A 23058-nucleotide genomic window follows, 5' to 3' on the forward strand; every position below is an offset into this window, starting at 1 on the left:
AGACCCATGGAATTTGCACTCTCTGAAGACCAGCGCATGTTGCAGGACAGCCTGAACGGCTTCCTGAAGGATGCTGCGCCGCTGGATACGATCCGCAAGATTGCGACGGTGGATGAAGCAGCGGGCGCGGCCCTGGCGTCCGGCCTTGACGGCCTCGGCCTGGCAGGGCTCCACGTGCCGGAAGCGCAGGGGGGCCTGGGGCTTGGCCTGCTGGACGCCTGCGTTGTGCAGGAGGCGCTCGGCAATGCGATCGCGCCCAGCCGATTCCTGGCGACGACGGTGACGGCGCACGCGATGCGGCACGCCGGCGAGGACTTCCTTCCGGGAATAGCCTCGGGCGACATCCGCATGGGACTGGCATTGACCGAACTGTCATCGCGGCGTGATGGCGCCGGTGTGACGATGCAGAAGGACAAGGTGTCGGGCAAGTCGCTGCTGGCTGTCTCGGCAGTGGGATCAACGCATCTGCTGGCGGCCGATGTGGACGGCAGATTGCATGTTGTTGAAACGCCAGGCCTGTCAGTGATGCAGACAATCGACCGGACGCGGATATTCTCTGAAGTCCAGTATGACGGCGACACCAGTGCGATGGCATTGACGCCTGACGACGAAGTGCTGGCAGCGGCGCGGCTGCTGGTTGCGGCTGACACGCTGGGCGCGGCGCAGGCCATGCTGGACAAGGCGGTCGCCTACGCCGCCGAACGCCAGCAGTTTGGCCGGGTGATCGGCTCGTTCCAGGCGGTCAAGCACATGTGTGCCGAGATGGCCGCGCGGCTGGAGCCGTCACGGGCGCTGGTCTGGCATGCGGCGCACGCGGTGGACACGGGCGAGCCGGAAGGCCTTGTCATGGCGACGCTGGCGAAGGCGCACCTCGCCGAGGCGGGCACGTTCATCGCGCGCACGGCCACCGAAGTGCATGGCGGCATGGGCTTCACCGACCTTGTCGGCCTGCACTACTGGTTCAAGCGGATCGGCGTGAACCGGCAGCTGTTCGGCAGCCCGGAACAGTGCCGCCTGGATGCCGCGCGCCTGCAGGGATGGCTGCAAACCGCCTGATCAGATGACCTTGCCGGGCGAGAGGTGGCTGGCCGCCGAGACGATGGCGTCGGCATCAATCTGGAAGTGGCGATAGAGGTCGCCAATCGTGCCGGTCTGGCCGAAATGTTCGACGCCGAGCGGTGTGGTGGCGTGGCCCCTGACGCCGCCGATCCAGGCCAGCGTGGCGGGATGGCCGTCAGTAACGGTGATCAGCGTGCAGTCGCGGGGGACCTGCTCCATGAGCCGTTCGATCTGGCTCTTGGCGCCCTTGTTTCCGCGGGCGCGGGCCCGCCGGGCGGCGTTCCAGCCGGAATTCAGGCGGTCTGCCGAGGTGACGGCTAGGACGCCGATGTCGCGCCGGTTGTTGCCGATGCGGCCAGCGGCCTTGATTGCCTCGGGCGCAACGCAGCCCTGGTAGGCGATCACGATCTCGCAGTTCGGGCCGGGCTTGCGCAACCAGTAACCGCCGTCGATGACCCCCTGGTGGAAGGTTGCGTCGTCGCGGGCGGACCAGCGAACCTGTTCGAGTGGGCGGGTGGTCAGGCGGAGATAGACCGAGCCGCCGGTCTCGTCGCGCAGCCATGTGCGTTCATCCGGGTCGCCGTCACCATCGCGCTGCAGGTAGTCGAAGGACCAGTCCATGATGATCGAGAGTTCGTCGAGGAAGGCCGGTTCGAACGAGACGAGCCCGTCCTGGCTCATGCCGATGAGCTGGGCACCGATCGACTGGTGGGCGCCGCCCTCCGGAGCAAGGGTCACGCCTGACGGGGTGCCGACGATGATGAAGCGGGCATCCTGGTAGCAGGCATAGTTCAGGGCATCGAGACCGCGCGCGACGAAGGGGTCATAAACGGTGCCGATGGGGATCAGGCGTTCGCCGAACAGGGAATGGGACAGGCCCGCCGCGCCGAGCAGCAGGAAGAGGTTCATCTCGGCGATGCCGAGTTCGATATGCTGGCCGGTTGGCGAGAATTGCCACTTCTGCGTCGAGGGGATCTGCTGGTCGCGGAAGGTGTCTCCTCTCACTTCGCGGGCGAACAGGCTGCGCCGGTTCACCCAGGGACCGAGATTGGTCGAGACCGTGACGTCCGGCGAGGTGGTGACGATACGGTCGGCGAGTTCAGATTTCGACTTGGCAAGCGCGTCGAGGATCTTGCCGAAGCCGGCCTGCGTGGACTGGACATCGTCGTCGAGGAAGATGGGGCCGGGGCTGGCGACGGGCGGGGCAGAGAAGCGGCGCGGGCCAGCGGCGAAGAAGGGGTTGGCGCGCAGGAAGGTGTTCAGCGCGTCCGGGTCCGGCACGTTGGCCATGGGGTCCCATTCCTGGCCCTGGGTGATGCCCATCCTTGTCTGGAAATCAGCCATCTGGGCCTTGTTCATCAGGCCGGCATGGTTGTCCTTGTGGCCGGCGAGCGGCGTGCCCCAGCCCTTGATCGTGTAGGCGAGGAAGACCGTGGGCGTGTCGTCCGTGACCGAATCGAACGCGTCGCACAGGGACTGGACGCACTGGCCGCCGAGATTGTTCATGAGTGCGGCGAGGGCGTCGTCGCTGCGCCGGTCGAGCAGGGCCGTGGCGTCGCCCTGGTCGCCGATATCGTTCATCAGGCGGGCGCGCCATGCGGCACCGCCCTTGTAGGTGAGGGCGGAATAATCTGCATTGGGGCAGGACTGGATCCAGGCCTTCAGCGTTTCGCCGCCGGGTTCCTCGAATGCGGCTCGCTGCAGGGCGCCGTGGCGCAGGACGACCGTGCGCCAGCCGAACGCCTGGAAGATGGCCTCAACCCGTTCCCACAGGCCTTCATGGACGACGCCGTCCAGGCTCTGGCGGTTGTAGTCGATTACCCACCACGTGTTGCGCAGGTCGTGTTTCCAGCCTTCCTGCAGGCATTCGTAGACATTGCCCTCGTCGAGTTCGGCATCGCCCACCAGCGCGATCATGCGGCCGAGCGGGCGGTCGGCCGCCCATGGCTTGCCGGCGAGATAATCCTGCACGATCGAGGCGAAGGCGGTTTCGGCGACCCCGAGACCGACCGAGCCGGTGGAGAAGTCGACGTCGTCAATATCCTTGGTACGGCTGGGATAGGACTGCGCGCCGCCATAACCGCGGAAGTTCTGGAGCTTTTCGAGCGTCTGGTTGCCCATCAGGTATTGCATGGCGTGGAAGACGGGCGAGGCGTGCGGTTTCACGGCGACGCGGTCTTCCGGGCGCAGCGTGTGGAAATAGAGCGCGGTCATGATCGAGACCATCGAAGCACAGGAGGCCTGGTGGCCGCCGACCTTCACGTCGTCATCACGCTTGTCGCGCAGGTGGTTGGCGTTGTGGATCGTCCAGGCCGAGAGCCAGAGCAGGCGCTGCTCGAGCGTTTTGAGATGGTCGAGCGAAGTCGGCATGTGGATTCGGTCCTTTTGCGAACGGGTAGTGACCAGCCTTAGCGGGAAAAATTGCCGTCTGGAACACCTGAACTGGGGCGAATATTGCCACCACCTGCCGTTGGCGAGGCAGGGATCGCCGCGTCATGCACCTGAAGTGACGCTTCGCGGATGGACGAACCGCTGCCGGAACCAGGGGGCGGAGGAGGGGGCGAAGGCCTGTTTCAGCCAGTCGAGCACGACCTGGCCCCGCTCCAGGCGCCGCATCCTTTCGCTGTAGGTGAGCCAGAATTCGATCGGTGCGAGGCGCGGAAGGTCGAGCGGGACGAGCGCCGGGTGTGTCTCGCCGATATAGGATGGCAGCACGGCGATGCCGCCGCCCGCCACGCAATCGGCCAGCATCACGGCGGCAGAATTGGTCACGAGGGCAAACGCGACAAGCTGGCGGAGGGGGTCGGCTTCGGCGGCCCATTTTTCGGCCTGGCGCACATAGCCACCGTGGATGAGGCAGCGGTGGCGTCCAAAATCCGTCAGTGCTGTGGGCCGGCCATGCCGGTCGAGATAGGCCTCGGACGCAAAGCAGAGGTAGTGAAGGACACCGATGCGGCGCGCGATCAGGTCGCTGCGCGTGGGGCGCTCGCACTGCACGGATATGTCCGCTTCGTTATTGAGCAGGTCAGGCACATCATCGGAAATCGTCAGCCGGACCGTGATCCGGGGGTAAAGGCGATGAAAGTCAGCGAGGCGCGGTGCGATCCAGTAGGGGCCGAGGCCGTCGCCGGTCACGATATGGATGGAGCCTTCGTCCGGCTTGTCGCTGCCTGCCACGTCGTCATGTGCGGCGGAGACGATGTCGGCGATGAGATTGGCGTGCCGCAGCAGGGCGTGCCCGGCCGATGTCAGGTCTACGCCGCGCGTTGAGCGCAGGATCAATTCGGTGCGGAAGGCGTGTTCGAGTTCACTGATGCGGCGGCTGATGGTCGGCACGGAACCGCCCATCTGTTCAGCCGCGGCCGACATGCTGCCCAGTTCGGCAACGGCGCGGAAGATGCGTATCCTGTCCCAGTCAAACGTCTCTACGAGCACGTCGCGTCCCCTTTCAGGGGTGAAACCCCCCGTTTCATTTCGAGGTAAAGCCACGCGGCAATGCCTGTGGCATCACTCATGTGTTCTTCTAGTGGAGAATATGCATGAACACAATCGTGAATTGTAAAACCAGCGTGGTCGATCTTGATGGGGTCGCCGCGAAAGCGGCGGAACTCGGTTTCCGACGTGCCAGCTTTTCCGAACTGAAACAGGGCGTTGCCGTGGCAGAGGAGCTGATGGCGACAAAAATTGCCACGCCCGATGCCATTGCCGAAATGGACCGGATCACCGGCATGACAGCCTGGGTGACGGGCGACCCGGTGGATGGCGTGTTCCTGTCCCTACCACTGAGCGCCCTCGGCGAATCGGCCGTGCGGAACGGAACCTATGTGCCCGGAAGCCCGGACCCGCGCCATTTGTGCGCTGTGGGTGCGCCCTGCTCGGCCTTCTATATCGGCGTGTATGCCGGCCGGACGCGCGAGGCGCGCAAGCGCGTGATGACCGCCGCCGCAGTCATGCGGGTCGACCTGTTCAGCGCCTTTCCGTGTTTTGCCCGCGGCGCGACGGAAGATGGCAGGCGGTCGATGGAAGGTCTCGGATTCCGGCCGGTCGCCGGCGGGTTGCCTGACCTCTACGTTCAGGAAGCATTGGTGCCGCGGGCGGGCGAGGCCGCATGAGCGCCTATCCGGAAATTGGCGAGCAGGCGCTCTGCCGCCCGGTTCCTGATGGTGCCTTTGCACGGTATTCGGCGCGCCCTGTCCGCACGCTCGATGATTTCCAGAAAGTCGTCGCGATCCGTGCGGCTGTGTTCATGGCCGAGCAGGACTGCCCGTATGAGGAAGAGTTTGACGGCAACGACTTCTGCGCCACGCATTTCGTGGTCTTCGACGGCGACAGTCCGGTGGGAACGTTGCGGCTGCGGTGGTTTGCCGGGTTTGCGAAGCTGGAGCGGGTGGTGCTGTTGCGCGGGCAGCGGGGGCGCCCGGCCCTGCAGGTGATGCTGGCCGAAGCGTTCGAACTGGCGACGCGCAAGGGCTATCGGCGAATGATCGCGCAGATACAGGCGCGCCTGTGGCCTGTCTGGTCGCGCACGTTTCGGTGCCGGTTGACGGCGGACCGTCCGCGCTTCTGGTTTTCCGATTTCGAGTATGCCGAGATCGAAATAGACCTGCCAGAGCATCCTCGGGCACTGGCACCGGACTCCGACCCGATGGTCATGATCCGTCCGGAAGGCGAGTGGGATGCACCCGGCGTGCTCGACGCATCCGTTGCACGGACGGACCGGCCGGACGTGGCGGCCTAGGCGTCAGATCACCGAGGTCCACGGCTTGCTGAGCAAGGCCGCCGAATTGATGATGCCCACCATGCAATAGGTCTGCGGGAAGTTGCCCCAGAGTTCGCCGGTCGCGGGATCGACGTCTTCGGACAGCAGGCCGACATGGTTGCGGGTGGCCAGGACCGACTCGAACATTTCGCGGGCTTCATCGGCCCGGCCGATCCGGTAGAGGGCGTCGATGTGCCAGAAGGTGCAGGCCGTGAAAGCCGTCTTCGGCCGGCCAAAATCGTCTGCCGTCTTGTAGCGATAGACATGGTTGCCTTCGCGCAGGGTTGAATCGATCGCCTCGACGGTGGCGATATAGCGCGGGTCGGTCGCGGCCAGGAAGCCGATCTCGGCCATCAGCAGGACGGACGCATCAAGGGCCGTGCCGCCGAAGGTGGCGGTGAAGGCCTTGACGTCAGGGTTCCATGCCTTGTCCAGGACCGTCTTGTGGATGATGGCGGCGCGCTCTGCCCAATAGACTTGCCGGTCGCCCAGGCCGAGCTGCGCGGCGATCCTGGACAGGCGGTCGCAAGCGGCCCAGCACATGATCGCCGAGGACGTGTGCACGTCGGCAATCGTGCGGAATTCCCAGATGCCTGCGTCGGGCGTGTCGTGCACCGCAAAGGCGCGCTCGCCAACCGGTTCGAGCTGGCGGAATTCCGGCACGCCGGGCGGCGAAAGGAGGCGACGGTCGAAAAAGGACTGTGCAACGCCCAGGACAACCTGCCCGTAAACGTCGTGCTGGATATGTTCGGCGGCCTGATTGCCACGCCGGACCGGCCCCGTGTCCCGGAAACCGGGCAGGTTGGGGGCCAGTTCTTCCGTCAGGACGGATTCGAGGCCGATGCCGTAGACCGGCTGGATATGGCCGCCTTTCGACTGGGTGACGATATTGCGAACCCAGCGCATGTAATGTTCCAGCGTGCCCATTGCCGAAAGGCGATTGAGGGCTGAAACGGAGAAATAGGCGTCGCGGATCCAGCAGAACCTGTAGTCCCAATTGCGCTCGGATCCCTCATGTTCGGGGATGGATGTGGTGAGAGCGGCCACGATACCGCCGGTCTCTTCGAACACGCAGAGTTTCAGCGTGATGGCGGCGCGGATGACCTCGTCCTGCCATTCGAACGGCACGGCGAGGCTGCGTGACCACTTCATCCAGTACTGCCGGGTGCGTTCTTCCCAGTCGAGCGTGATCACGTCGACCGTGTCGGAGAGGGATTCGTCAGCTCCCAGAATGAAGGACACGTCCTGTTCGAGAATGAAGCTGGTGCCGGACATGACGTAGGACACTGGTGCGTCCGTGGTCACTCGGAAGGCAATTTCGCCATCGGTGAACCGGATATGGTTCACGCCGCGCACCGCCGCCAGCTTGCGGCCGCCCCAGTCGGTTTCAGGGGTCAGGGTGATGCGGATGCGCGGCGCGCCGGCCACGACATGGAACCGGCGCACGATCGTGGCGGGGCGGTAGACGCGGCCGCGCTGCTCGAACCGGGGCGCGAAATCGATGATGTCCATCACGGCGCCGTCCTCGGATTCAAGGCGTGTGCGGAGGATCGAAGTGTTTGTATCATAGGATTGAGAGCGAGACTTCAGGTCGTCCATCCAGACGTCGAATCGGCCACCGCCGCCGAGCAGGTGGTTGAAAACGGGCTCGCCATCGAAACGCGGCAGGCAAAGCCACTGATAGTCCCCGCCAGAATTGATGATCCCGGCAATCGTGCCGTTACCGATGATGCCAAGGTCAAGTCCGTTCATTTTGCTGCAAACTCCCTGAGCAGGCGGTGCACATCCTCGATGGATGCCAGGCGCTGGTCGGCAGCAGTGGGCCCGGCCCCGACCTTCACCGCAATTCCGCCGGCGGCGTGTGACGCGATGAACGCATCCTCGTCCGTCGTGTCATCTCCGATCATCACGGGCCTGCGCCCCGCGAAAGGCGCCATCTTCATCGCGCGCAAGAGGCACGCACCCTTGTTCGCCGTCGCCGGCTTGGCTTCGAAGACCATCTTGCCGTGCTGGAGTCCATAGGTTGCGAAAGGTGCAAGCGCCGATCGTAACGCGGTGCCCAAAGCCTGGGCACAATCGGGTGCGGCCCGGTAATGGATGGCCAGTACGAGCCCTTTGGGTTCGACCCTGACACCGGGATAGCGGCGTGCGATGGCGAGCACGGCGTCTTCGAGACCTGGCGGCGGGGTGCCGATGAACGGCTGGGGCGCTTCGCCCGGCGCGGCCCCGCGCAGCCCGTGATTGCCGAACCGCCAGACACCATCCGGCACACGCTGCGCCAGATCATCAAGGTCGCGGCCCGAAAGAATGGCCAATGCCCCTCCCAGCCTTTCCGCGCAGGCGACGACAAGGTCGGATATCAGTGCAGAGATATGCACCGTATCCGCATTGTCCTGCAGGGCGGCGAGCGTTCCATCAAAATCAAGGAACAGGGCATCGCCCTCCCGGAGGGCAGGAACGGCGGCGTGCTCAGGAAGCATGGGCCCCCCTAATCTTGCGATACCTGCATGTCAAACGCAGCGAGGAACCGCTCGCGCCACCAGTTGATGTCTTCGGTGCATATGCCCTTGTACAGGGCCTGCCAGCGTCGCTGGCGCTCTTCCAGCGGCATGGCCAGGGCGGCGTGCACTGCGTCTGCGACGGACTCGGTGTCGTGCGGGTTGATGATCAGGGCTTCAGGCATCTGGTCGGCCGCGCCGGCAAACTGGGAGAGCACGAGGACCCCTGGATTGGCCGGATCCTGGGCGGCGACATATTCCTTCGCGACCAGGTTCATGCCGTCCTGCAAGGGTGTGACGAGGCCAACCCGGGCAAGCCGGTAGAGCCCGGCCAATTCTTCGCGGTCGTAGCCACGCGCGAGGTAGCGGATCGGTATCCAGTCGAGATCGCCATAGTCGCCATTGATGCGCCCGCAGAGCTCGTCGAGTTGCTGGCGCAGCAGGACGTATTCCTCCACCACCGAACGGGACGGCGGCGCGATCTGGGTGAACGAGATATTGCCATGCAGTTCGGGATACTTGTCGAACAGGGTCGCCATCGCCTCGAAGCGTTGCGGCAGGCCCTTCGAATAATCCATCCTGTCCACACCGATGATCAGGTCGCGACTGCCGAGGAAGCGCTCGAGCCGGTGCGACGCCTGAACCGCAGGGGCGCTGGTTGCGGCAGCGCTGAAGCCGCCGGCGTCGATCCCGATCGGGCAGTGACGCAGCACAAGAACATGATCGCCAATCCGGAGGCGATCACTGTCGATCCGTTCGGCGCCCATTTCTTCCTGCAGGTACCGGGCGAGGTTGGCGACGTCATGCCTGCTCTGGAGTCCGACGACGTCATAGGCGCACAGGCCTGCGGCAAGATCGAGGTGGTTGGGAATCGACCGGAACACTTCAGGCGCCGGGAACGGAACGTGCAGGAAAAAGCCGCACTGGCCACGCCACCCGTCTTCCTTCATGTATTTGGCGAGCAGGAGGAAATGATAGTCCTGGACCCAGACCAGGTCGTCTTCGTGCGCGTGTTCGGCAACCAGGGCGGCAAAACGCCGGTTGATGACGCTGTAGGCGGTGAAATAGTCACTGTCGAAGACCGCAAGGTCCAAGCGGTTGTGCATGACAGGCCAGAGGACGCTGTTGGCGTAGCCGAGATAGAAGCCGTCATAGTCAGCTTTCGACATGTCGGCGAGCGCGAACGAAATCCCGTCCTCTTCGACGACCTGCGACCGGCGCCGCGGCACATCGTAGATCTTGCCGCTCCATCCTATCCACAGGCCGTTCGAGGCTGAGAGCGTGTCCCACAGGGCGACGGCGAGCCCACCGGCCCGCGTCTGGCTGCCGAACGCGGTTCGGTTGGAAACAACGACAAGGCGTGACGATGATGATGACAAGTCTTCAGGCATGTTTGCTCCCTGGACCATACACCTAATGGGCCGCCCGGGTTCCCGAAACGCGTGCCACAAAGCAAATCCGTATTGTCGGTGCCTGCACGGTTTCTGGGCGCTAATGGCTGCGAATGGGATGAACCACGGCGCAGCCGGCGCTGCCGCATAGGCGAAGCTGGCAAGCATCCGTTCTGACGAAATGGTGCCCGGGGGCGGAATCGAACCACCGACACGCGGATTTTCAATCCGCTGCTCTACCCCTGAGCTACCCGGGCAGGCCAGCAGGGAAGGCGGTATCTAACGAAGGCAGGAGGGCTTGTCCATGCCGTTTTCAGTCTTCGTCTGCGTTGTCTTCCGATTGCTCCGCCGCCAAAGCAGGGTCGGCCGGATCGACCGGCTGGCCCGGTATGGCGTAGCCGCCCTTGAGCCACTGGTTGAGGTCAACGTCGGCGCATCGCTTGGAACAGAAGGGCCGGTATTCGGCAACAATCGGTTTCTTCCCGCACTGGGCGCATTTCGGCCCCCGTTTTTCCGGCGAAATTGGCTTGCTCATGACTGGAACACCTCCGGACGATCCTTTTCGTGCGGGGTTACCCGCAATCTTGCCCCGAACTTCTCATCAAGGCGGCGTTGCAGGTCAAGGCCGCTCGCCTGCATCCAGGCATGGGCCGGCGCAGGCAGGCCGAGCGTCAATGTTGCCATCGGTTGCGCCAATGCTTCCCGCTGGAGATCCCGCAGGCCATCGAGGCAGAGGGTTTCGGCGGTGGGGCGACCATCACGATCATGCAATCGGTCTGCAATCGGCGTCTCGCCCCACGCGACGGACACTTCCAGCAAGCCGAACGCCGACGGCGGCAGGGCGCGGGCAGTCCGGTGTGACACGTTGGAGAGCGCCGAGAGGAAGGCTTCCTTCACCTGGATGCCGGCATCCCGATTGATCGGGGACACGCAGTCCAGAACCCCGGCGCCGCCGAGATTGCGCAAGCTCAACTGGCGTGCAAACGCCTGCGCCGCCTGCAGGTTGATCCGCAGCGCCCGCGCCGCGGCCCGTCCGGAATCGCTGCGCCCGGCCGTGTCGATGTCGGCGGCAACGAGCGCCGTGGTCGGCTCGATCGTCAGCAGGCCGCCGCCGGTTAGCGTGACCTGGGACGTGAGGGCTTCGTCGAACGCGGCTGCCACCTCCGGGTCGCCGCAGGCAACGTCATCGACCTTTGCCGAACCGCCGCCCGGAAGGGCCGAGACCCAGCGATCTGCGGCGCTGGCAGATTGCCGTGCGTCCCGCGCCAGCTCGACACGCGGCAACTTGTTCCGGCGGGCTTCCGTGACGACGCGGACGGACACGGCGGCGCCTTCGGTCAGGCCGTGCCCGTCTGACAAGCGGACAAACGCCTCGCCGCCACGTGATAGCTCCGCAAAGCCCCCACCTTGCCGGATGTCGATCTTGCGTATCCGCGCATCCAGGACATCGCCACAGCTCGCCCGTGTGTCGCGGTCGCTCAGGCGCTCCAGCCTGAGGGCGACAGGTCGGCCAGTCTCGTCGAGCGCGACCCAGCGTGTTTCGGCGATTGCCGCTTCGCGCAGGATGCGGACAACTGGCACTGACCTAGCGCAGCGCCGCGATCAGCGAGGCAGTGACCGGGTCAGCGGCTGTCCCGGTTCCGGCCAGTGCCGGCTTCAGGCGCGATGCCATGGTCTTGCCGCGCTCGACGCCCCATTGGTCGAACGGGTTGAGGCCCCACAGCTTGCCGGCGAAGTATGTGCGGTGTTCGTACATGGCGACGAGTGCACCGAAGGCTTCCGGGCTGAATGTGGCATGGGTCATGAAGGTGGACGGGCGGCCGCCAGCGTGGACTTTCTGGTGCGCGACGGCATCCGTCAGGTTCGGCTCCTCGGATTTGACGTCTGCGAAGCTCCGGCCATTCGCGAGCACTTCGGCCTGGGCCAGGGCATGGGCGGTGAGGGCGGTGATGCCGTCAGGGTCGCGGTTGCGATCGGGTGCGAGGATGAATTCGCAGGGCACGGCCTGGGAGCCCTGGTGCAGCCACTGGTGATAGGAATGCTGGCCGACGGAGCCTTCACCGCCCCAGAGCGCCGGCGCTGTCGCGACCGGAACGGCGGCGCCGTCCGACCCCACGGTCTTGCCGTTCGATTCCATTTCCAGCTGCTGGAGGTATGTCGGCAGCATCCGCAGGCGGTTGGCATAGGCCAGCAGGACGCGCATCGGCTCGCCACGCACGGACGTGTTCCAATAGTCCAGCAGGGCAAGGCGCATGGGAACGTTGGCCGCGAGGGGCGTGCTGCGGGTGTGCACATCCATGTCATGCGCACCCTTCAGGATGCGCACGAACGTGTCGGCACCGAGATAGATCATGCAGGCGAGCGACGCCGCAGACCAGAGCGAGAAGCGCCCGCCGACCGAGAGCGGCATGTCGAACACGTGCGCATCGCGGCCGCCAAGCCACTCCTTCGCCTTGGCCGGCGCGGCGGTCACAAGGCCGAGATGCTGTGCTGCCGCATCGCCGAGGGCGGCTTCGAGCCAGACCCGGGCGCGCGCCAGATTGTACAAGGTTTCTTCGGTTCCGAAGGATTTCGACACGCCGATGACCAGGGTCGTCGCCGGATTGAGGCCGGCCAGGGCACGGTCGAGGTCGAGCGGATCGACATTCGCGCAAAACCGCAGGTCGATGCCGGGTGCCGCACTGTCGCCGAAGGCGTCCGCGATCAGGCGCGGTCCGAAATCGGAGCCACCGATGCCGATATGGACGATGGCGGCGAAGGGTGCGCCGCCGGAAGACACGATCGTGCCGGATCGCACGTCGCGCGCGAACTGCAAGGCGGGCTGGACGCTTTGCCGGACGGTTTCGGCTTCGCCTTCAAGGCGCGGGGTGGAGCGGAGCGCCCAATGCAGGGCCGGGCGCTGTTCGGACGGATTGACGATGGCGCCCGAGAACAGGTCTGTGGCCGCCTGTTCCAGGCCTGCCTGGGTGCCGAACCGGACCAGCGCGGCGTCGGCCTCGGGATCAAGGAATTGCCGCGCCAGTTCGATCCGCCACCCGGAGGCCGACAGGATGGAATTGCCGGCGCGCGCCGCCGCCAGGCTCGCCAGGGGCTGGTTCCGGAGGCGGGTGGCATGAGCGGACAGGTCGGGCGTCATCTGGTGATTCCTCGGAGCTTGGATTGCACCTTGCCATATCCGGCCTTGGGGTCGCTAGGCAAGCGGGCGCCTCGGTTCAACAGTGCCGATACAAATGCACGCTTGAATCCCATGGCACACATGGGTATGAGGCGCGTTTAACAGGCAGCCCGCCTGCCATTTCGTGATGAATCAACGTCCGGCGGGCCGGACACCAGAACACGCTAAGGAGTAGCCCGATGGGCAAGGCAAAGTTTGAACGCAACAAGCCGCACGTGAACATCGGCACGATTGGTCACGTTGACCATGGCAAGACGACGCTGACGGCGGCGATTTCGATGGTTCTTTCGGAAGCATCGGGCGGCGAAGCGAAATCGTATGCCGACATCGACTCCGCGCCGGAAGAGAAAGCGCGCGGCATCACGATCAACACGGCGCACGTCGAGTACGAGACGGCCAACCGTCACTATGCTCACGTCGACTGCCCCGGCCACGCCGACTATGTGAAGAACATGATCACCGGCGCAGCCCAGATGGACGGCGCGATCCTGGTTGTGAACGCAGCCGACGGCCCGATGCCGCAGACGCGCGAGCACATCCTGCTGGCCAAGCAGGTCGGCGTGCCGGCCATGGTTGTCTTCCTGAACAAGGTCGACCAGGTCGATGATGCCGAACTGCTCGAACTGGTCGAGATGGAAGTGCGCGAGCTCCTGACCTCGTACGACTTCCCGGGCGACGACATTCCGATCATCGCGGGGTCCGCGCTGGCCGCTGTCGAAGGCCGCAATCCTGAAATCGGCCGGGACAAGGTTCTCGAGCTGATGCAGGCTGTGGACGACTATATCCCGACGCCCGAGCGTCCGCTGGACAAGCCGTTCCTGATGCCTGTGGAAGACGTGTTCTCGATCTCTGGCCGCGGCACGGTTGTGACCGGCCGGGTCGAACAGGGCATCCTGAAGGTTGGCGACGAAGTCGAGATCGTGGGTATCCGCGACACGGTGAAGTCGACCTGTACGGGCGTCGAGATGTTCCGCAAGCTGCTCGACCAGGGCCAGGCTGGCGACAATATCGGTGCGCTGCTTCGCGGTATCGACCGTGAAGGCGTCGAGCGCGGCCAGGTTCTCTGCAAGCCGGGTTCGATCACGCCGCACACGACGTTCGAAGCCGAGGCCTATATCCTGACGAAGGAAGAGGGTGGCCGTCACACGCCGTTCTTCACCAATTATCGTCCGCAGTTCTACTTCCGCACGACCGACGTGACGGGCGTGGTGACGCTGCCGGCCGACAAGGAAATGGTCCTGCCGGGCGATAACGTGAAAATGGATGTCGAGCTGATCCAGCCGATCGCCATGGACAAGGGCCTGCGCTTCGCCATCCGCGAAGGCGGCCGTACCGTCGGCGCCGGCGTGGTGTCCGAAATCAAGAAATAGGGACTGGTTCCAGTCCTGACGGCAAAGGCCGCTTCCGAAAGGAAGCGGCCTTTTTCGTTGCGCGTGATGCGGCGTTACACTTAATGTCAGTGGCAAAATGGGGGTACGTGGGATGAAACATCTATTTGGATCTATCTGTCTGGCTGTGCTTGCAGGGGCGCCCGGTGCGTTTGCCGAGCCCATTGATGATGCGCGTGTGATCGTCGACAAGACAGTCACCAGGGACCAATTCAGCGCAGCCTTCACGTCGATCGCCGGCCTCATGCTCGGCAACATGCAAAACGAGGTCGCGAAGAGCGGAAAATCGCTTTCCGACGATGCCGCGGCTGTCGTGGTGGAAATGCTGACGACGCAGATGGTGGATGCCATTCTGGAGCGGATGCGCGAACCCCTGGCGAAAGCCTACGTCCTCAATCTTTCCCCCGAGGCGATTGCGGCTTACCGCGCCTTCCTTGAAACAGAGGCAGGCGGGGAAGTTGCCGCCGCAACTCCCCAGATCATGCTGGAAAGCTCGAAGATCGGGGAGGAGATTGGCGGCGAGATCGCCGGAGAGGCAGTGCGTGCCATGGTCGCCGAAATGGAAGCCGGCAACTGGCCAAGTGGAACACTGAAATCGACCCAGGCGGAACTGCGCGACCTGTATGTTCTGCCCGAAGTGGCCGAGATGCCTGCCGAGCGCTGAAACTTATCGGGTTGGTGGCGGTGGATATTGCGGTAATCGCGTCTTGCGGCCTGCGCCCATTTCGGGCAAACCACCGCTTCGCCTGAAGGGGTATAGCTCAGTTGGTAGAGTACCGGTCTCCAAAACCGGGTGTCGTAGGTTCGAGTCCTACTGCCCCTGCCAGGCATTTCAGCAATCGATCAGTTTGGGCTGGCACGCGTGATGACTCGCAGCCGATCACACCCTAGTCTGGTGCCATGATCACCGGACCGACCTCACAGAGTTTCATTTCCCAGCGCCTGCGCCTGCACTATGTCGACTGGGGCAATGCCGAGGCACCGCCACTGGTCCTGGTGCATGGCGGCCGCGACCATTGCCGCAGCTGGGATTGGGTGGCTCAGGAACTGAGTCGTGACTGGCATGTCGTCGCGCCGGACCTGCGCGGTCACGGCGACAGCGCATGGTCGGAAGACGGCGAATATTCGGTTCGCGCCTGTGTCTACGATCTCGCCCAGCTGATCCATCAGCAGAAGCTTGAACCGGTCACGCTGGTGTCGCATTCCTATGGCGGCGCGATTTCATTGCGCTATGCCGGAATCTATCCGGAGAAAGTCCGCCGGATCGTCGCCATCGAAGGCCTTGGTCCCTCACCCAAGGTGCTCAAGGAACACTTCAGCGCGCCGCCCGGAAAGCGCATGCGCGACTGGATCGATTCCAAACGCGCTGCCGCCGGGCGCACATCCAAGAAATATGCGACCTTGGAGGACGCCTACCAGCGCATGAAGACCGAAAACAGCTACCTTTCCGATGAACAGGCCCGCCACCTGACGATCCACGGCATCAGCCAGAACGAGGACGGCACATATTCGTGGAAATTCGACAATTATTTCCGCGTGATGACGCCCTATGACATCCCCCATGACGCCATCGAGACATTGTGGAGCCAGATCACCTGTCCGACGTTGCTGCTGTATGGGGAAAAGAGCTGGGCCTCCAATCCCGCAGAGGATGGGCGCCTCAAGCACTTCCAGAATGCTGAAGTGAAGCTCTACGAGAATGCCGGGCACTGGCTGCACCATGACCAGTTCGACCGGTTCATCGCTGATTTGCGGGCGTTCCTCTGAGGTCCGCTGCCCGGCTCCGGTTCAGGCGGCCTCGCGCGCTTCGGCCTTGAGCGTGGCCAGCATGGCATTCACCACAACTTCGCTGCGCGCAACGACACTCGAAACAAGTTCATGGGAGAAGGTCGATCCGCTGAACCAGGTGCGCTGGTGTCCCTGGACCCTCAGCAGGTTGCCGAACAGGCCGTCGGCCACGGCTTCAGGCCGGTATTGCGGAAAGTACTGCCAGGACTTCTGAAACACGACGTTGTTGATCGTGAAGCCGTGCAGCGCGGCGTCCGCATACAGGATTTCCCGCAATTCGTCCGGTGTCAGCCCGTCGGAAAACTGGCCGGTCACATACAGCCGTCCGCCAAGGTCCGCGCTCTCGCCTTCCGCGCGACCGCCGAGAATAGCGCCCCGCAGGCTGCTGTCGCGGGACGCCCGGGAATAGCCGATCACCTGGTGCCCGGTGAACCAGTCGTTCGATGCGATCAGTGTGGTTGTATAGTTCTTCCAGTCGATTCCGTCTGCGACGGCCTGTTCCAGGCTGCTTGCCTTCGCGAATGTCGTGAAGACCTGCATGGGCACGGTCGATAACACGGCGTCATATTCGGCTTCCGTGTCCGCCGTATGGATGACTGGCTTGCTGCCGGACCGGTCGAGACCGATCACGCGTGAATCCAGCCGCACGTCAAATCCGCTGGCGAATCGCTGCCAGAATGTCGACCAGCCTTGTTCGGGCATGTGCAGGTCGTTCAGGACACCGGACAGGAGGTATTGCAGGTCGCACCATTGCACGGTCTGGCCGATCGTCGCCTCATCAACATAGCCGTAGCCCTGCGTCGTCTGAATCCGGTGCATGGCGCGCTCGATTTTCGGGATATCCAGCGCGCGGACCCATTCGATTGTCGACATCGAGGCTTCCCGCCTCACGTCCGGGTCGTCCGGCCGGTCCCGAATCGCTTTTCGCAGGGTGCCAGCCTTCCGGATGAACCTGATGACCTGGTAGGGCAGGGGCTGGCCCGCCCCGTGCCGGACGTAGTTGACCACGGGTTCGCCGTCGAAAAGCGCCAGGCCGAGGCGTTTCAGCGTGATGCCGTGGGCCTTCATCCAGCCCTTCACCATCTTGTGGGAACGGGTCGTGTAGCAGGTCCCCATCTCGTTCAGGTGGTCGCCGTTAATGATCGAGAATGACTTTCCGCCTATACGGTCACTGGCTTCATAAACGACCGGATCAAACCCTTTTTCGCGGAGGAAATGCGCAGCGCTCAGGCCCGCCGGGCCCGCGCCAATAACTGCAATCCTGAAGCGATCCGCGGTGTTCACAGGCTGTCCATCAACTCTAAATATTAACGAATTCCCTTTCAGTTTCATAAAGTTACCTCACGGTGACAAGGCTGATTTTCACCAAATGGCGGTATTCAATCGGAATGGCGACACCCGGTTCACAAATAGCCTTCCTGAAGTACCTGCTGCAGCGCAAGCATCCAAGCGCTACAGCGGTGGACCGTGTCGTGCTGCTGGAGCAGCATCTGGCCTTTGCCAGCCACACGGCAACCATGGCCGGCGTTATGCTGGTCAACTCGACCGCCACGACAATCATGATCGAACAGAGCCTCGACAATACGTCGCTGCGGTTCTGGCTGTTCCTGAACTGGCTTCTCGCGGCCGTGCTGGTGATCGACGCGATCCTGAAGCGGGGCAGGGGGCGGCCCAATGCGGTCAGCGGGCGCTATCTGCGCCGCTCGGAATGGCTGGCTTTCCTGTTCGGCGGGGTCTGGGGATCCCTGCCGTTCTTTGTGGGTGGCGATGCTGGAAGCGCGATGCTTTACGCGACGTTGCTGACCCTGCCGATGATTGCAGGCATGTCTGCGCTGCTGCCATCCGTGCCGCGCGTGGCGCTGAGATATGCGACAGCCGCGGTCCTGACCCTGCTGACATTTGTCGCGATTTCGCAGCCGGCGAGCAGCGTTGTCATGTCGATCATGATCCTGGTGTTCATCCTGGCTGTGTATTTCGGCATGAAGCGGACATTCATGACCTTCGTTTCGAACGTCGAATCCCGGATCCGCGCCACCGATTCCCACCAGATCCTGATTGGAGCCCTGAACGCCAGTGGCCAGGCGTTCGCCTACCTTGATGCCAAGGGCAACGTCCTGGTCCAGAACGACCTGCACAAGGCCTTTTTCTCCGGCACAGAGGCAGACCTGACAAGCGGGTCGCGCCGGTTGCCGAAGGCCGGTGACCGCTACTGGCAGAAATCCGTCGAATCCGTCCCGAACGGCGGGCACGTCATCCTGCACACCGATGTGACGGACTTGGAACAGAGCAAGCGCGAAATCGAGATTGCCAAGGAGGAAGCCGAGACCGCGGATGCAGCCAAGACGCGCTTCCTCAATTCGATGAGCCGCGAACTCAAGGTGCCGCTGGACGTCATCGTCGGCTGTTCCGGCCTGATGGGGTCGGATTCCAACATTCCTTTCGATGAGACGGAATTCCGCCGCTACGCCGACCAGATCCGCAAGCATGCGTCCTATCTCGGCGGCATCATCGACCAGATCATCAGCTTCTCGAAGCTGAACCGCGAGACCGTGACCGCCGAGGAAGAAGTGGTGGAACTGGCGGAAATCGTGAACAGCGCCGTCGGCCGGGTGAGGCTGGCCTCGCCGGCATACCTGTCAGTGCCATTGCAGGTGTCGATGGAGCCCGGATTGCCGAAGGTCTATTATGACCGCACGGCGCTCGAGCGAATCGTCCAGAACCTGGTCACCAATGCATTCGAGCACGGGTCGAAATCGCCGATCACCGTGAAAGTGTCGCGAATCGTGGGACGCGGCATTCTGCTGATGGTCCGTGACAGGGGTGCCGGCATGGCCAAGCAGGACATGGACCAGGCGTTCGAGCCATTCTTCCAGGGCGGCCGGGCGAACGAGTTCAAGGATGGGCGCGGCGTTGGCCTCGGACTCACGGTCAGCCGGAAACTGGCACGCCAGCATGATGGTGACGTCCTGCTGGACAGCCATGAAGGCCGCGGGACGAGCGCGTTCCTGGTTATTCCGCCAAGCCGCTGTGTCACCGGCGCAGACCGCCAGCAGCAACCCGAACCCACCCGCGACCTGGTCTGATCGGCTAGTCCGACACCGTATCCGACAGGACCGCGTAACGCCCGCCGTGGTACAATAGCGGCCGCGCGGAATGGTCAGCCATGATGCGCAGGACCCGGCCCAGGAATATCACATGGTCGCCGCCATCGTGCTGGCCGTAGGTTTCACATTCGAGCCGTGCAGCACTGCTGGTGAGTATCGGCACGCCCCCTGTGCCGGTCTCCGTCTCCACACCCTCGAAACGGTCGATACTGCTTCTCGAGAACTGGCGCGACAGTTCGGCCTGGTCTTCCCGCAGGATGTGGACGCAAAAGTGGTCGGCTGCCTCGAAGTCCGGAAGGCAGCGTGCGGTCCGGGCGAGCGACCAGAGGATCAGGGGCGGGTCCATCGAGACAGAGTTGAAGCTGTTGGCCGTCACGCCAAACGGGCGTCCCTGCGGGTCGCGGGACGTGATCACTGTAACGCCTGTCACGAACAGGCCGAGCGCGTTTCGGAAAGTGCGGGTATCGAAATCCATATCCCGACATCTAAGTCGCTTTGCGGCGCGGACAAAGCGAGATTGCAGAAGAAATTGCCGTTCGCAGCGCTCGACCGCGCGTGTGAGGCCCTCGGGAAGCCTGAATTGCGGGCGTCGTTGACGGCGCTGCAAAATACTTCGATGCCTTGAACAGGCGTCCGATTTTGGCGGATGGCAGGCGTGGGAGGGTTCTCGATGAGTGTCACGGATGGCCCCTGGTGGCGCGGTGCAGTGATCTACCAAGTGTATCCGCGGAGTTATTGCGACACCAATGGCGATGGTATCGGCGACCTTGCCGGCATTACCGCGCAGCTCGACCATATTGCGTCGCTGGGCGTCGCGGGCATCTGGATTTCCCCCTTCTTCACCTCACCCATGAAGGACTTCGGATACGACGTGGCCGACTATTGCGATGTCGATCCGATTTTCGGGACGCTCGACGATTTCGACCGCCTGCTGGACGCAGCGCACGCGCGTGGCCTGAAAGTCATCATCGACCAGGTTCTGGCGCACACGTCAGACCTGCACCCCTGGTTCACGCAGAGCCGTCAGGATCGCTCCAATCCGAAGGAAGACTGGTACGTTTGGCAAGACGCGAACGCGGACGGCACGCCGCCCAACAATTGGCAGGCGGTGTTCGGTGGCGCGGCATGGACATGGGATGCGCGCCGGCAGCAGTACTACATGCACAATTTCCTGCCCGGCCAGCCGCAGCTGAACCTGCGCAACGCGGCGGTCCAGCAGGCGCTGCTGGACAGTTCGCGATTCTGGCTTGAGCGGGGCGTCGACGGGTTCAGGCTGGATGCGATCAACTTCTCGATGTTCGATCCAGACTTCACGGACAATCCGCCCTGGGACCCGGCGGGCCGGACGATCACCCGCCCGTTTGACCTGCAACATCACATTCATAACCAGTCCCATCCCGACATTGCCACGTTCCTCGAACGCGTGAGGGCGCTGACGGATGAGTTCGGCGACATCTTCACGGTGGCCGAGGTGGCCGGTCCGGACCCGCTGCCGGAAATGCGCGCGTTCACTGAGGGCAATGGCCGGTTGAGTTCGGCCTACAGTTTCGATTTCCTGTATGCCGGAACCCTGACACCCGGGCGTGTGAAGCGGGCGCAGGGCAACTGGACGGGGCCGGTCGAGGAAGGCTGGCCATCATGGGCATTTTCCAACCATGATGCGCCGCGTTGCGTCAGCCGCTGGTATGAAGGGCCTGATCGGGCCCGGTTCGCGAAACTGACCAATGCGCTGCTGCTGTGCCTCAGGGGCAATCCGATCCTGTACCAGGGCGAGGAACTGGGGCTGCCGCAGGCCGATGTTCCGTTCGAACGACTGCAGGATCCGGAGGCGATCGCCAACTGGCCCCGCACGCTGGGCCGGGACGGGGCCCGCACGCCCATGCCGTGGGACGCGCAGGCGCCGAATGCCGGGTTTTCGACTGGAACCCCCTGGTTGCCATTGGGGGCAGGCCATGCCGATCTTGCCGTTTCAGTCCAGGATGCCGACCCGGATTCGGTGCTGGAATTCACACGCCGGTGCATCGCCGTGCGCAATGCATCTCCGGCGCTGTGCCGGGGGGACATTGAATTCGTGGACATGGACGCGCCGCTGCTCGTCTTTCGGCGGCGGACGGCCGACGAGGAGCGGCTCTGCATCTTCAATCTCGGCGAGGTTCCCGTCCAAAGGCCGGCATCTGTGCCTGTACAGGGGCAACCGCTGGTCTCATCAGGGTGGGAAAAGGACGTGGATTGCGGCGTTCCGCCCCATTCTGCCCTAATTTTGTAGTCTCGACCGCATGGACTGTGCAATGGTCAATATGTTAGCGGTCTCATTTTGTTAAACGTTGTGACGCAGAGAGAATTTGTCAGGGTCGCAAAACATAGTATTCGGTGGCCGTGTGGCGGGTTCTGAAGGCCATGGGATTTGGAGAAACGCACCACGATGGCTAAATTCATACCAGTTGATCCCTTTGATATCGTGATCTTTGGCGGCACCGGCGACTTGTCCCGCCGGAAGCTGTTGCCTGCACTCTATCACCGCTGGGTCGACGGCCAGATATCAGAAACCAGCCGGATTGTCGGGACGGCGCGGTCCGAGATGACGACAAAGGCCTATCGCGCGATGGCGAAGGAGGCCTGCGAGACGGCGTCTGGCGCCAATTGGGACGCGACGGCCTGGAAGGGCTTCGAAAGGCTGATCGAATATGTGTCGATTGATGCGACCGCCCCGGATGGCGACTGGCCGGCCCTGAAGGCCAGCATCGCCGACGCGCCTGAGCGGCCTTGCGTCTTCTACCTGGCCACGTCACCGCGCCTGTACGTCAGCATCAGCGAAGCCCTCGGCCGGGAAGGCCTGGTGACACCGCAGAGCCGTGTCGTGCTGGAAAAGCCGATCGGCACCGATCTGGAATCTGCCCGTGAGATCAATAACGGGGTCGGCGCGGTCTTCGCCGAACGCCAGATATTCCGGATCGACCATTATCTCGGCAAGGAAACTGTCCAGAACCTGCTGGTGTTGCGCTTCGCCAATATCCTGTTCGAGCCGATCTGGTCGCGCAACTATATCGACCATGTCCAGATCACCGTCGCCGAAGACCTGGGGCTCGAAGGGCGCGCGGATTATTACGACAAGTCCGGCGCGCTGCGCGACATGGTCCAGAACCACATGCTCCAGTTGCTGTGCCTGACCGCGATGGAACCACCCAACCATCTCGACGACGATGATATCCGGACTGAAAAGATCAAGGTTCTCAATGCGCTGACTCCGATCACCGGCGAGGCAGCCAAGCGCATCACGGTGCGGGGGCAATACAAGGCCGGCGTGCGGGGCAGCGAGCCGGTAAAGGGCTATCTTGACGAATTGTCGAATGGTCACAACAGCCAGACCGAGACGTTCGTGGCGATCAAGGCATCCATCGACAATTGGCGATGGGCGGGTGTGCCGTTCTACCTTCGCACCGGCAAACGCCTGCCGTCCCGCCATTCCGATATCGTCATCCAGTTCCGGCCGACGCCGTATTCCCTGTTTGGCGCCGGCAATGACGCCGTCAACAGGCTGGTCATTCGCCTGCAGCCGGATGAAGGCGTGCGCCTCTACGTCCAGATCAAGGAACCGGGCCCTGGTGGCCTGCGTGTGAAATCGCTGCCACTGAACCTTTCCTATGCCGAAAGTTTCACCGTGCGTTATCCGGACGCCTATGAACGCCTGTTGATGGACGTCGTGCGGGGCAACCTCTCCCTGTTCATGCGGCGGGACGAAGTCGAGGCGGCATGGGCATGGGTCGATGGGCTCATTGATGCCTGGGAGCAGTCCGGTGAAGCACCGGAAGTCTACGCTGCGGGCAGCACCGGGCCGCTGGCGGCAGCCATGCTGATGGATCGCGACGGCCGCGAATGGTATCAGGGCGCATGACCGG

The 23058-nt window shown here is 63.4% G+C and carries 19 protein-coding genes and 2 tRNA genes; 10 read left to right on the top strand and 11 right to left on the bottom strand.

Going from position 1 to position 23058, the window contains the following annotated elements:
* The first annotated feature begins 6 nt into the window (after positions 1-6).
* Positions 7-1056 carry an acyl-CoA dehydrogenase family protein gene (locus tag HJO_RS03120; RefSeq protein WP_035613397.1) on the top strand — a complete coding sequence of 350 codons (1050 nt, stop codon included), beginning with the start codon at positions 7-9 and terminating at the stop codon, positions 1054-1056.
* Here HJO_RS03120 and HJO_RS03125 read toward each other — a convergent pair whose 3' ends face one another.
* Together HJO_RS03125 and HJO_RS03130 are read right to left on the bottom strand one after the other, a co-directional pair.
* Entirely contained in the window at positions 1057-3429 is a 2373-nt protein-coding gene (locus HJO_RS03125) for a transketolase (RefSeq protein WP_051618088.1), read from the bottom strand. It abuts the gene before it with no gap.
* A 123-nt stretch (positions 3430-3552) separates the two neighbouring features.
* On the bottom strand, positions 3553-4494 hold the full coding sequence (locus tag HJO_RS03130; protein WP_035613401.1) for a LysR family transcriptional regulator: 942 nt from the start codon (positions 4492-4494) through the stop codon (positions 3553-3555).
* Between the two features lie 104 nt (positions 4495-4598).
* Here HJO_RS03130 and HJO_RS03135 point away from each other — a divergent pair, with 104 nt between their 5' ends.
* Positions 4599-5171, top strand: a complete 573-nt coding sequence (locus tag HJO_RS03135) for a hypothetical protein (protein ID WP_035613403.1) — start codon at positions 4599-4601, stop codon at positions 5169-5171.
* On the top strand, positions 5168-5797 hold the full coding sequence (locus tag HJO_RS03140; protein ID WP_035613405.1) for a GNAT family N-acetyltransferase: 630 nt from the start codon (positions 5168-5170) through the stop codon (positions 5795-5797). Before HJO_RS03135 ends, HJO_RS03140 begins: the two co-directional genes overlap by 4 nt.
* Positions 5798-5800: 3 nt before the next feature.
* Here HJO_RS03140 and HJO_RS03145 read toward each other — a convergent pair whose 3' ends face one another.
* The 7 genes from HJO_RS03145 to pgi all read right to left on the bottom strand — a co-directional run bounded on the left by HJO_RS03145 (position 5801) and on the right by pgi (position 12843).
* Entirely contained in the window at positions 5801-7570 is a 1770-nt protein-coding gene (locus tag HJO_RS03145) for a glycoside hydrolase family 15 protein (RefSeq protein ID WP_035613407.1), read from the bottom strand.
* The gene (otsB, locus tag HJO_RS03150; RefSeq protein ID WP_035613409.1) at positions 7567-8298 is read right to left on the bottom strand and encodes a trehalose-phosphatase; all 732 of its coding nucleotides are present in this window, start codon (positions 8296-8298) and stop codon (positions 7567-7569) included. The genes HJO_RS03145 and otsB overlap by 4 nt, the downstream gene beginning before the upstream one ends.
* Before the next feature lie 8 nt (positions 8299-8306).
* Positions 8307-9707, bottom strand: a complete 1401-nt coding sequence (locus HJO_RS03155) for an alpha,alpha-trehalose-phosphate synthase (UDP-forming) (RefSeq protein WP_035613411.1) — start codon at positions 9705-9707, stop codon at positions 8307-8309.
* A 182-nt stretch (positions 9708-9889) separates the two neighbouring features.
* Positions 9890-9964 (bottom strand) — tRNA-Phe (locus tag HJO_RS03160).
* A gap of 56 nt (positions 9965-10020) precedes the next feature.
* Entirely contained in the window at positions 10021-10242 is a 222-nt protein-coding gene (locus tag HJO_RS03165; RefSeq protein WP_051618090.1) for a DNA gyrase inhibitor YacG, read from the bottom strand.
* Positions 10239-11288, bottom strand: a complete 1050-nt coding sequence (locus HJO_RS03170; RefSeq protein ID WP_035613413.1) for a ribonuclease E/G — start codon at positions 11286-11288, stop codon at positions 10239-10241. The genes HJO_RS03165 and HJO_RS03170 overlap by 4 nt, the downstream gene beginning before the upstream one ends.
* 4 nt (positions 11289-11292) lie before the next feature.
* Complete coding sequence (gene pgi / locus HJO_RS03175; RefSeq protein WP_035613415.1) at positions 11293-12843, bottom strand: glucose-6-phosphate isomerase; 1551 nt, start codon at positions 12841-12843, stop codon at positions 11293-11295.
* A gap of 218 nt (positions 12844-13061) precedes the next feature.
* Here pgi and tuf point away from each other — a divergent pair, with 218 nt between their 5' ends.
* The 4 genes from tuf (at position 13062) to HJO_RS03195 (ending at position 16037) form a co-directional block, all read left to right on the top strand.
* Positions 13062-14252: an elongation factor Tu gene (gene tuf, locus HJO_RS03180; RefSeq protein ID WP_035613416.1), complete on the top strand. Its 1191-nt coding sequence runs from the start codon at positions 13062-13064 to the stop codon at positions 14250-14252.
* 112 nt (positions 14253-14364) lie between these two features.
* On the top strand, positions 14365-14934 hold the full coding sequence (locus HJO_RS03185) for a DUF2059 domain-containing protein (RefSeq protein WP_162173761.1): 570 nt from the start codon (positions 14365-14367) through the stop codon (positions 14932-14934).
* A gap of 86 nt (positions 14935-15020) precedes the next feature.
* Positions 15021-15096, top strand: a tRNA-Trp gene (locus HJO_RS03190).
* A gap of 74 nt (positions 15097-15170) precedes the next feature.
* A complete protein-coding gene (locus tag HJO_RS03195) occupies positions 15171-16037 on the top strand; it encodes an alpha/beta fold hydrolase (protein WP_035613422.1) in 867 nt (288 codons plus the stop codon).
* Between the two features lie 21 nt (positions 16038-16058).
* Here HJO_RS03195 and HJO_RS03200 read toward each other — a convergent pair whose 3' ends face one another.
* Positions 16059-17342 carry an FAD-dependent oxidoreductase gene (locus HJO_RS03200; protein WP_051618092.1) on the bottom strand — a complete coding sequence of 428 codons (1284 nt, stop codon included), beginning with the start codon at positions 17340-17342 and terminating at the stop codon, positions 16059-16061.
* Positions 17343-17446: 104 nt separating this feature from the next.
* Here HJO_RS03200 and HJO_RS03205 point away from each other — a divergent pair, with 104 nt between their 5' ends.
* Positions 17447-19141 (top strand): sensor histidine kinase, encoded by a 1695-nt coding sequence (locus HJO_RS03205; protein WP_035613426.1) that lies wholly within the window; start codon positions 17447-17449, stop codon positions 19139-19141.
* Positions 19142-19145: 4 nt separating this feature from the next.
* On the opposite strand, the gene HJO_RS03210 is transcribed toward HJO_RS03205, so the two are convergent.
* Entirely contained in the window at positions 19146-19637 is a 492-nt protein-coding gene (locus HJO_RS03210) for a flavin reductase family protein (RefSeq protein ID WP_035613429.1), read from the bottom strand.
* A gap of 195 nt (positions 19638-19832) precedes the next feature.
* Here HJO_RS03210 and HJO_RS03215 point away from each other — a divergent pair, with 195 nt between their 5' ends.
* Both HJO_RS03215 and zwf read left to right on the top strand, forming a co-directional pair.
* The gene (locus HJO_RS03215) at positions 19833-21428 is read left to right on the top strand and encodes an alpha-amylase family glycosyl hydrolase (RefSeq protein ID WP_035613431.1); all 1596 of its coding nucleotides are present in this window, start codon (positions 19833-19835) and stop codon (positions 21426-21428) included.
* 156 nt (positions 21429-21584) lie between these two features.
* Complete coding sequence (gene zwf / locus HJO_RS03220; protein ID WP_035613432.1) at positions 21585-23054, top strand: glucose-6-phosphate dehydrogenase; 1470 nt, start codon at positions 21585-21587, stop codon at positions 23052-23054.
* Positions 23055-23058: the final 4 nt, after the last annotated feature.

It is taken from the genome of Hyphomonas johnsonii MHS-2 (genome assembly GCF_000685275.1).
GTDB classification, from domain to species: domain Bacteria; phylum Pseudomonadota; class Alphaproteobacteria; order Caulobacterales; family Hyphomonadaceae; genus Hyphomonas; species Hyphomonas johnsonii.

What these genes read in the sequence shown, in the direction of transcription:
- HJO_RS03120 (WP_035613397.1), top strand. Translation starts at nt 7, where the DNA reads ATGGAATTTGCACTCTCTGAAGACCAGCGCATGTTGCAGGACAGCCTG.
- pgi (WP_035613415.1), bottom strand. Translation starts at nt 12,843, where the DNA reads ATGACGCCCGACCTGTCCGCTCATGCCACCCGCCTCCGGAACCAGCCC.
- HJO_RS03145 (WP_035613407.1), bottom strand. Translation starts at nt 7,570, where the DNA reads ATGAACGGACTTGACCTTGGCATCATCGGTAACGGCACGATTGCCGGG.
- HJO_RS03140 (WP_035613405.1), top strand. Translation starts at nt 5,168, where the DNA reads ATGAGCGCCTATCCGGAAATTGGCGAGCAGGCGCTCTGCCGCCCGGTT.
- HJO_RS03165 (WP_051618090.1), bottom strand. Translation starts at nt 10,242, where the DNA reads ATGAGCAAGCCAATTTCGCCGGAAAAACGGGGGCCGAAATGCGCCCAG.
- HJO_RS03210 (WP_035613429.1), bottom strand. Translation starts at nt 19,637, where the DNA reads ATGGATTTCGATACCCGCACTTTCCGAAACGCGCTCGGCCTGTTCGTG.
- HJO_RS03195 (WP_035613422.1), top strand. Translation starts at nt 15,171, where the DNA reads ATGATCACCGGACCGACCTCACAGAGTTTCATTTCCCAGCGCCTGCGC.
- zwf (WP_035613432.1), top strand. Translation starts at nt 21,585, where the DNA reads ATGGCTAAATTCATACCAGTTGATCCCTTTGATATCGTGATCTTTGGC.
- otsB (WP_035613409.1), bottom strand. Translation starts at nt 8,298, where the DNA reads ATGCTTCCTGAGCACGCCGCCGTTCCTGCCCTCCGGGAGGGCGATGCC.
- HJO_RS03185 (WP_162173761.1), top strand. Translation starts at nt 14,365, where the DNA reads ATGAAACATCTATTTGGATCTATCTGTCTGGCTGTGCTTGCAGGGGCG.
- tuf (WP_035613416.1), top strand. Translation starts at nt 13,062, where the DNA reads ATGGGCAAGGCAAAGTTTGAACGCAACAAGCCGCACGTGAACATCGGC.
- HJO_RS03155 (WP_035613411.1), bottom strand. Translation starts at nt 9,707, where the DNA reads ATGCCTGAAGACTTGTCATCATCATCGTCACGCCTTGTCGTTGTTTCC.
- HJO_RS03215 (WP_035613431.1), top strand. Translation starts at nt 19,833, where the DNA reads ATGAGTGTCACGGATGGCCCCTGGTGGCGCGGTGCAGTGATCTACCAA.
- HJO_RS03125 (WP_051618088.1), bottom strand. Translation starts at nt 3,429, where the DNA reads ATGCCGACTTCGCTCGACCATCTCAAAACGCTCGAGCAGCGCCTGCTC.
- HJO_RS03205 (WP_035613426.1), top strand. Translation starts at nt 17,447, where the DNA reads ATGGCGACACCCGGTTCACAAATAGCCTTCCTGAAGTACCTGCTGCAG.
- HJO_RS03135 (WP_035613403.1), top strand. Translation starts at nt 4,599, where the DNA reads ATGAACACAATCGTGAATTGTAAAACCAGCGTGGTCGATCTTGATGGG.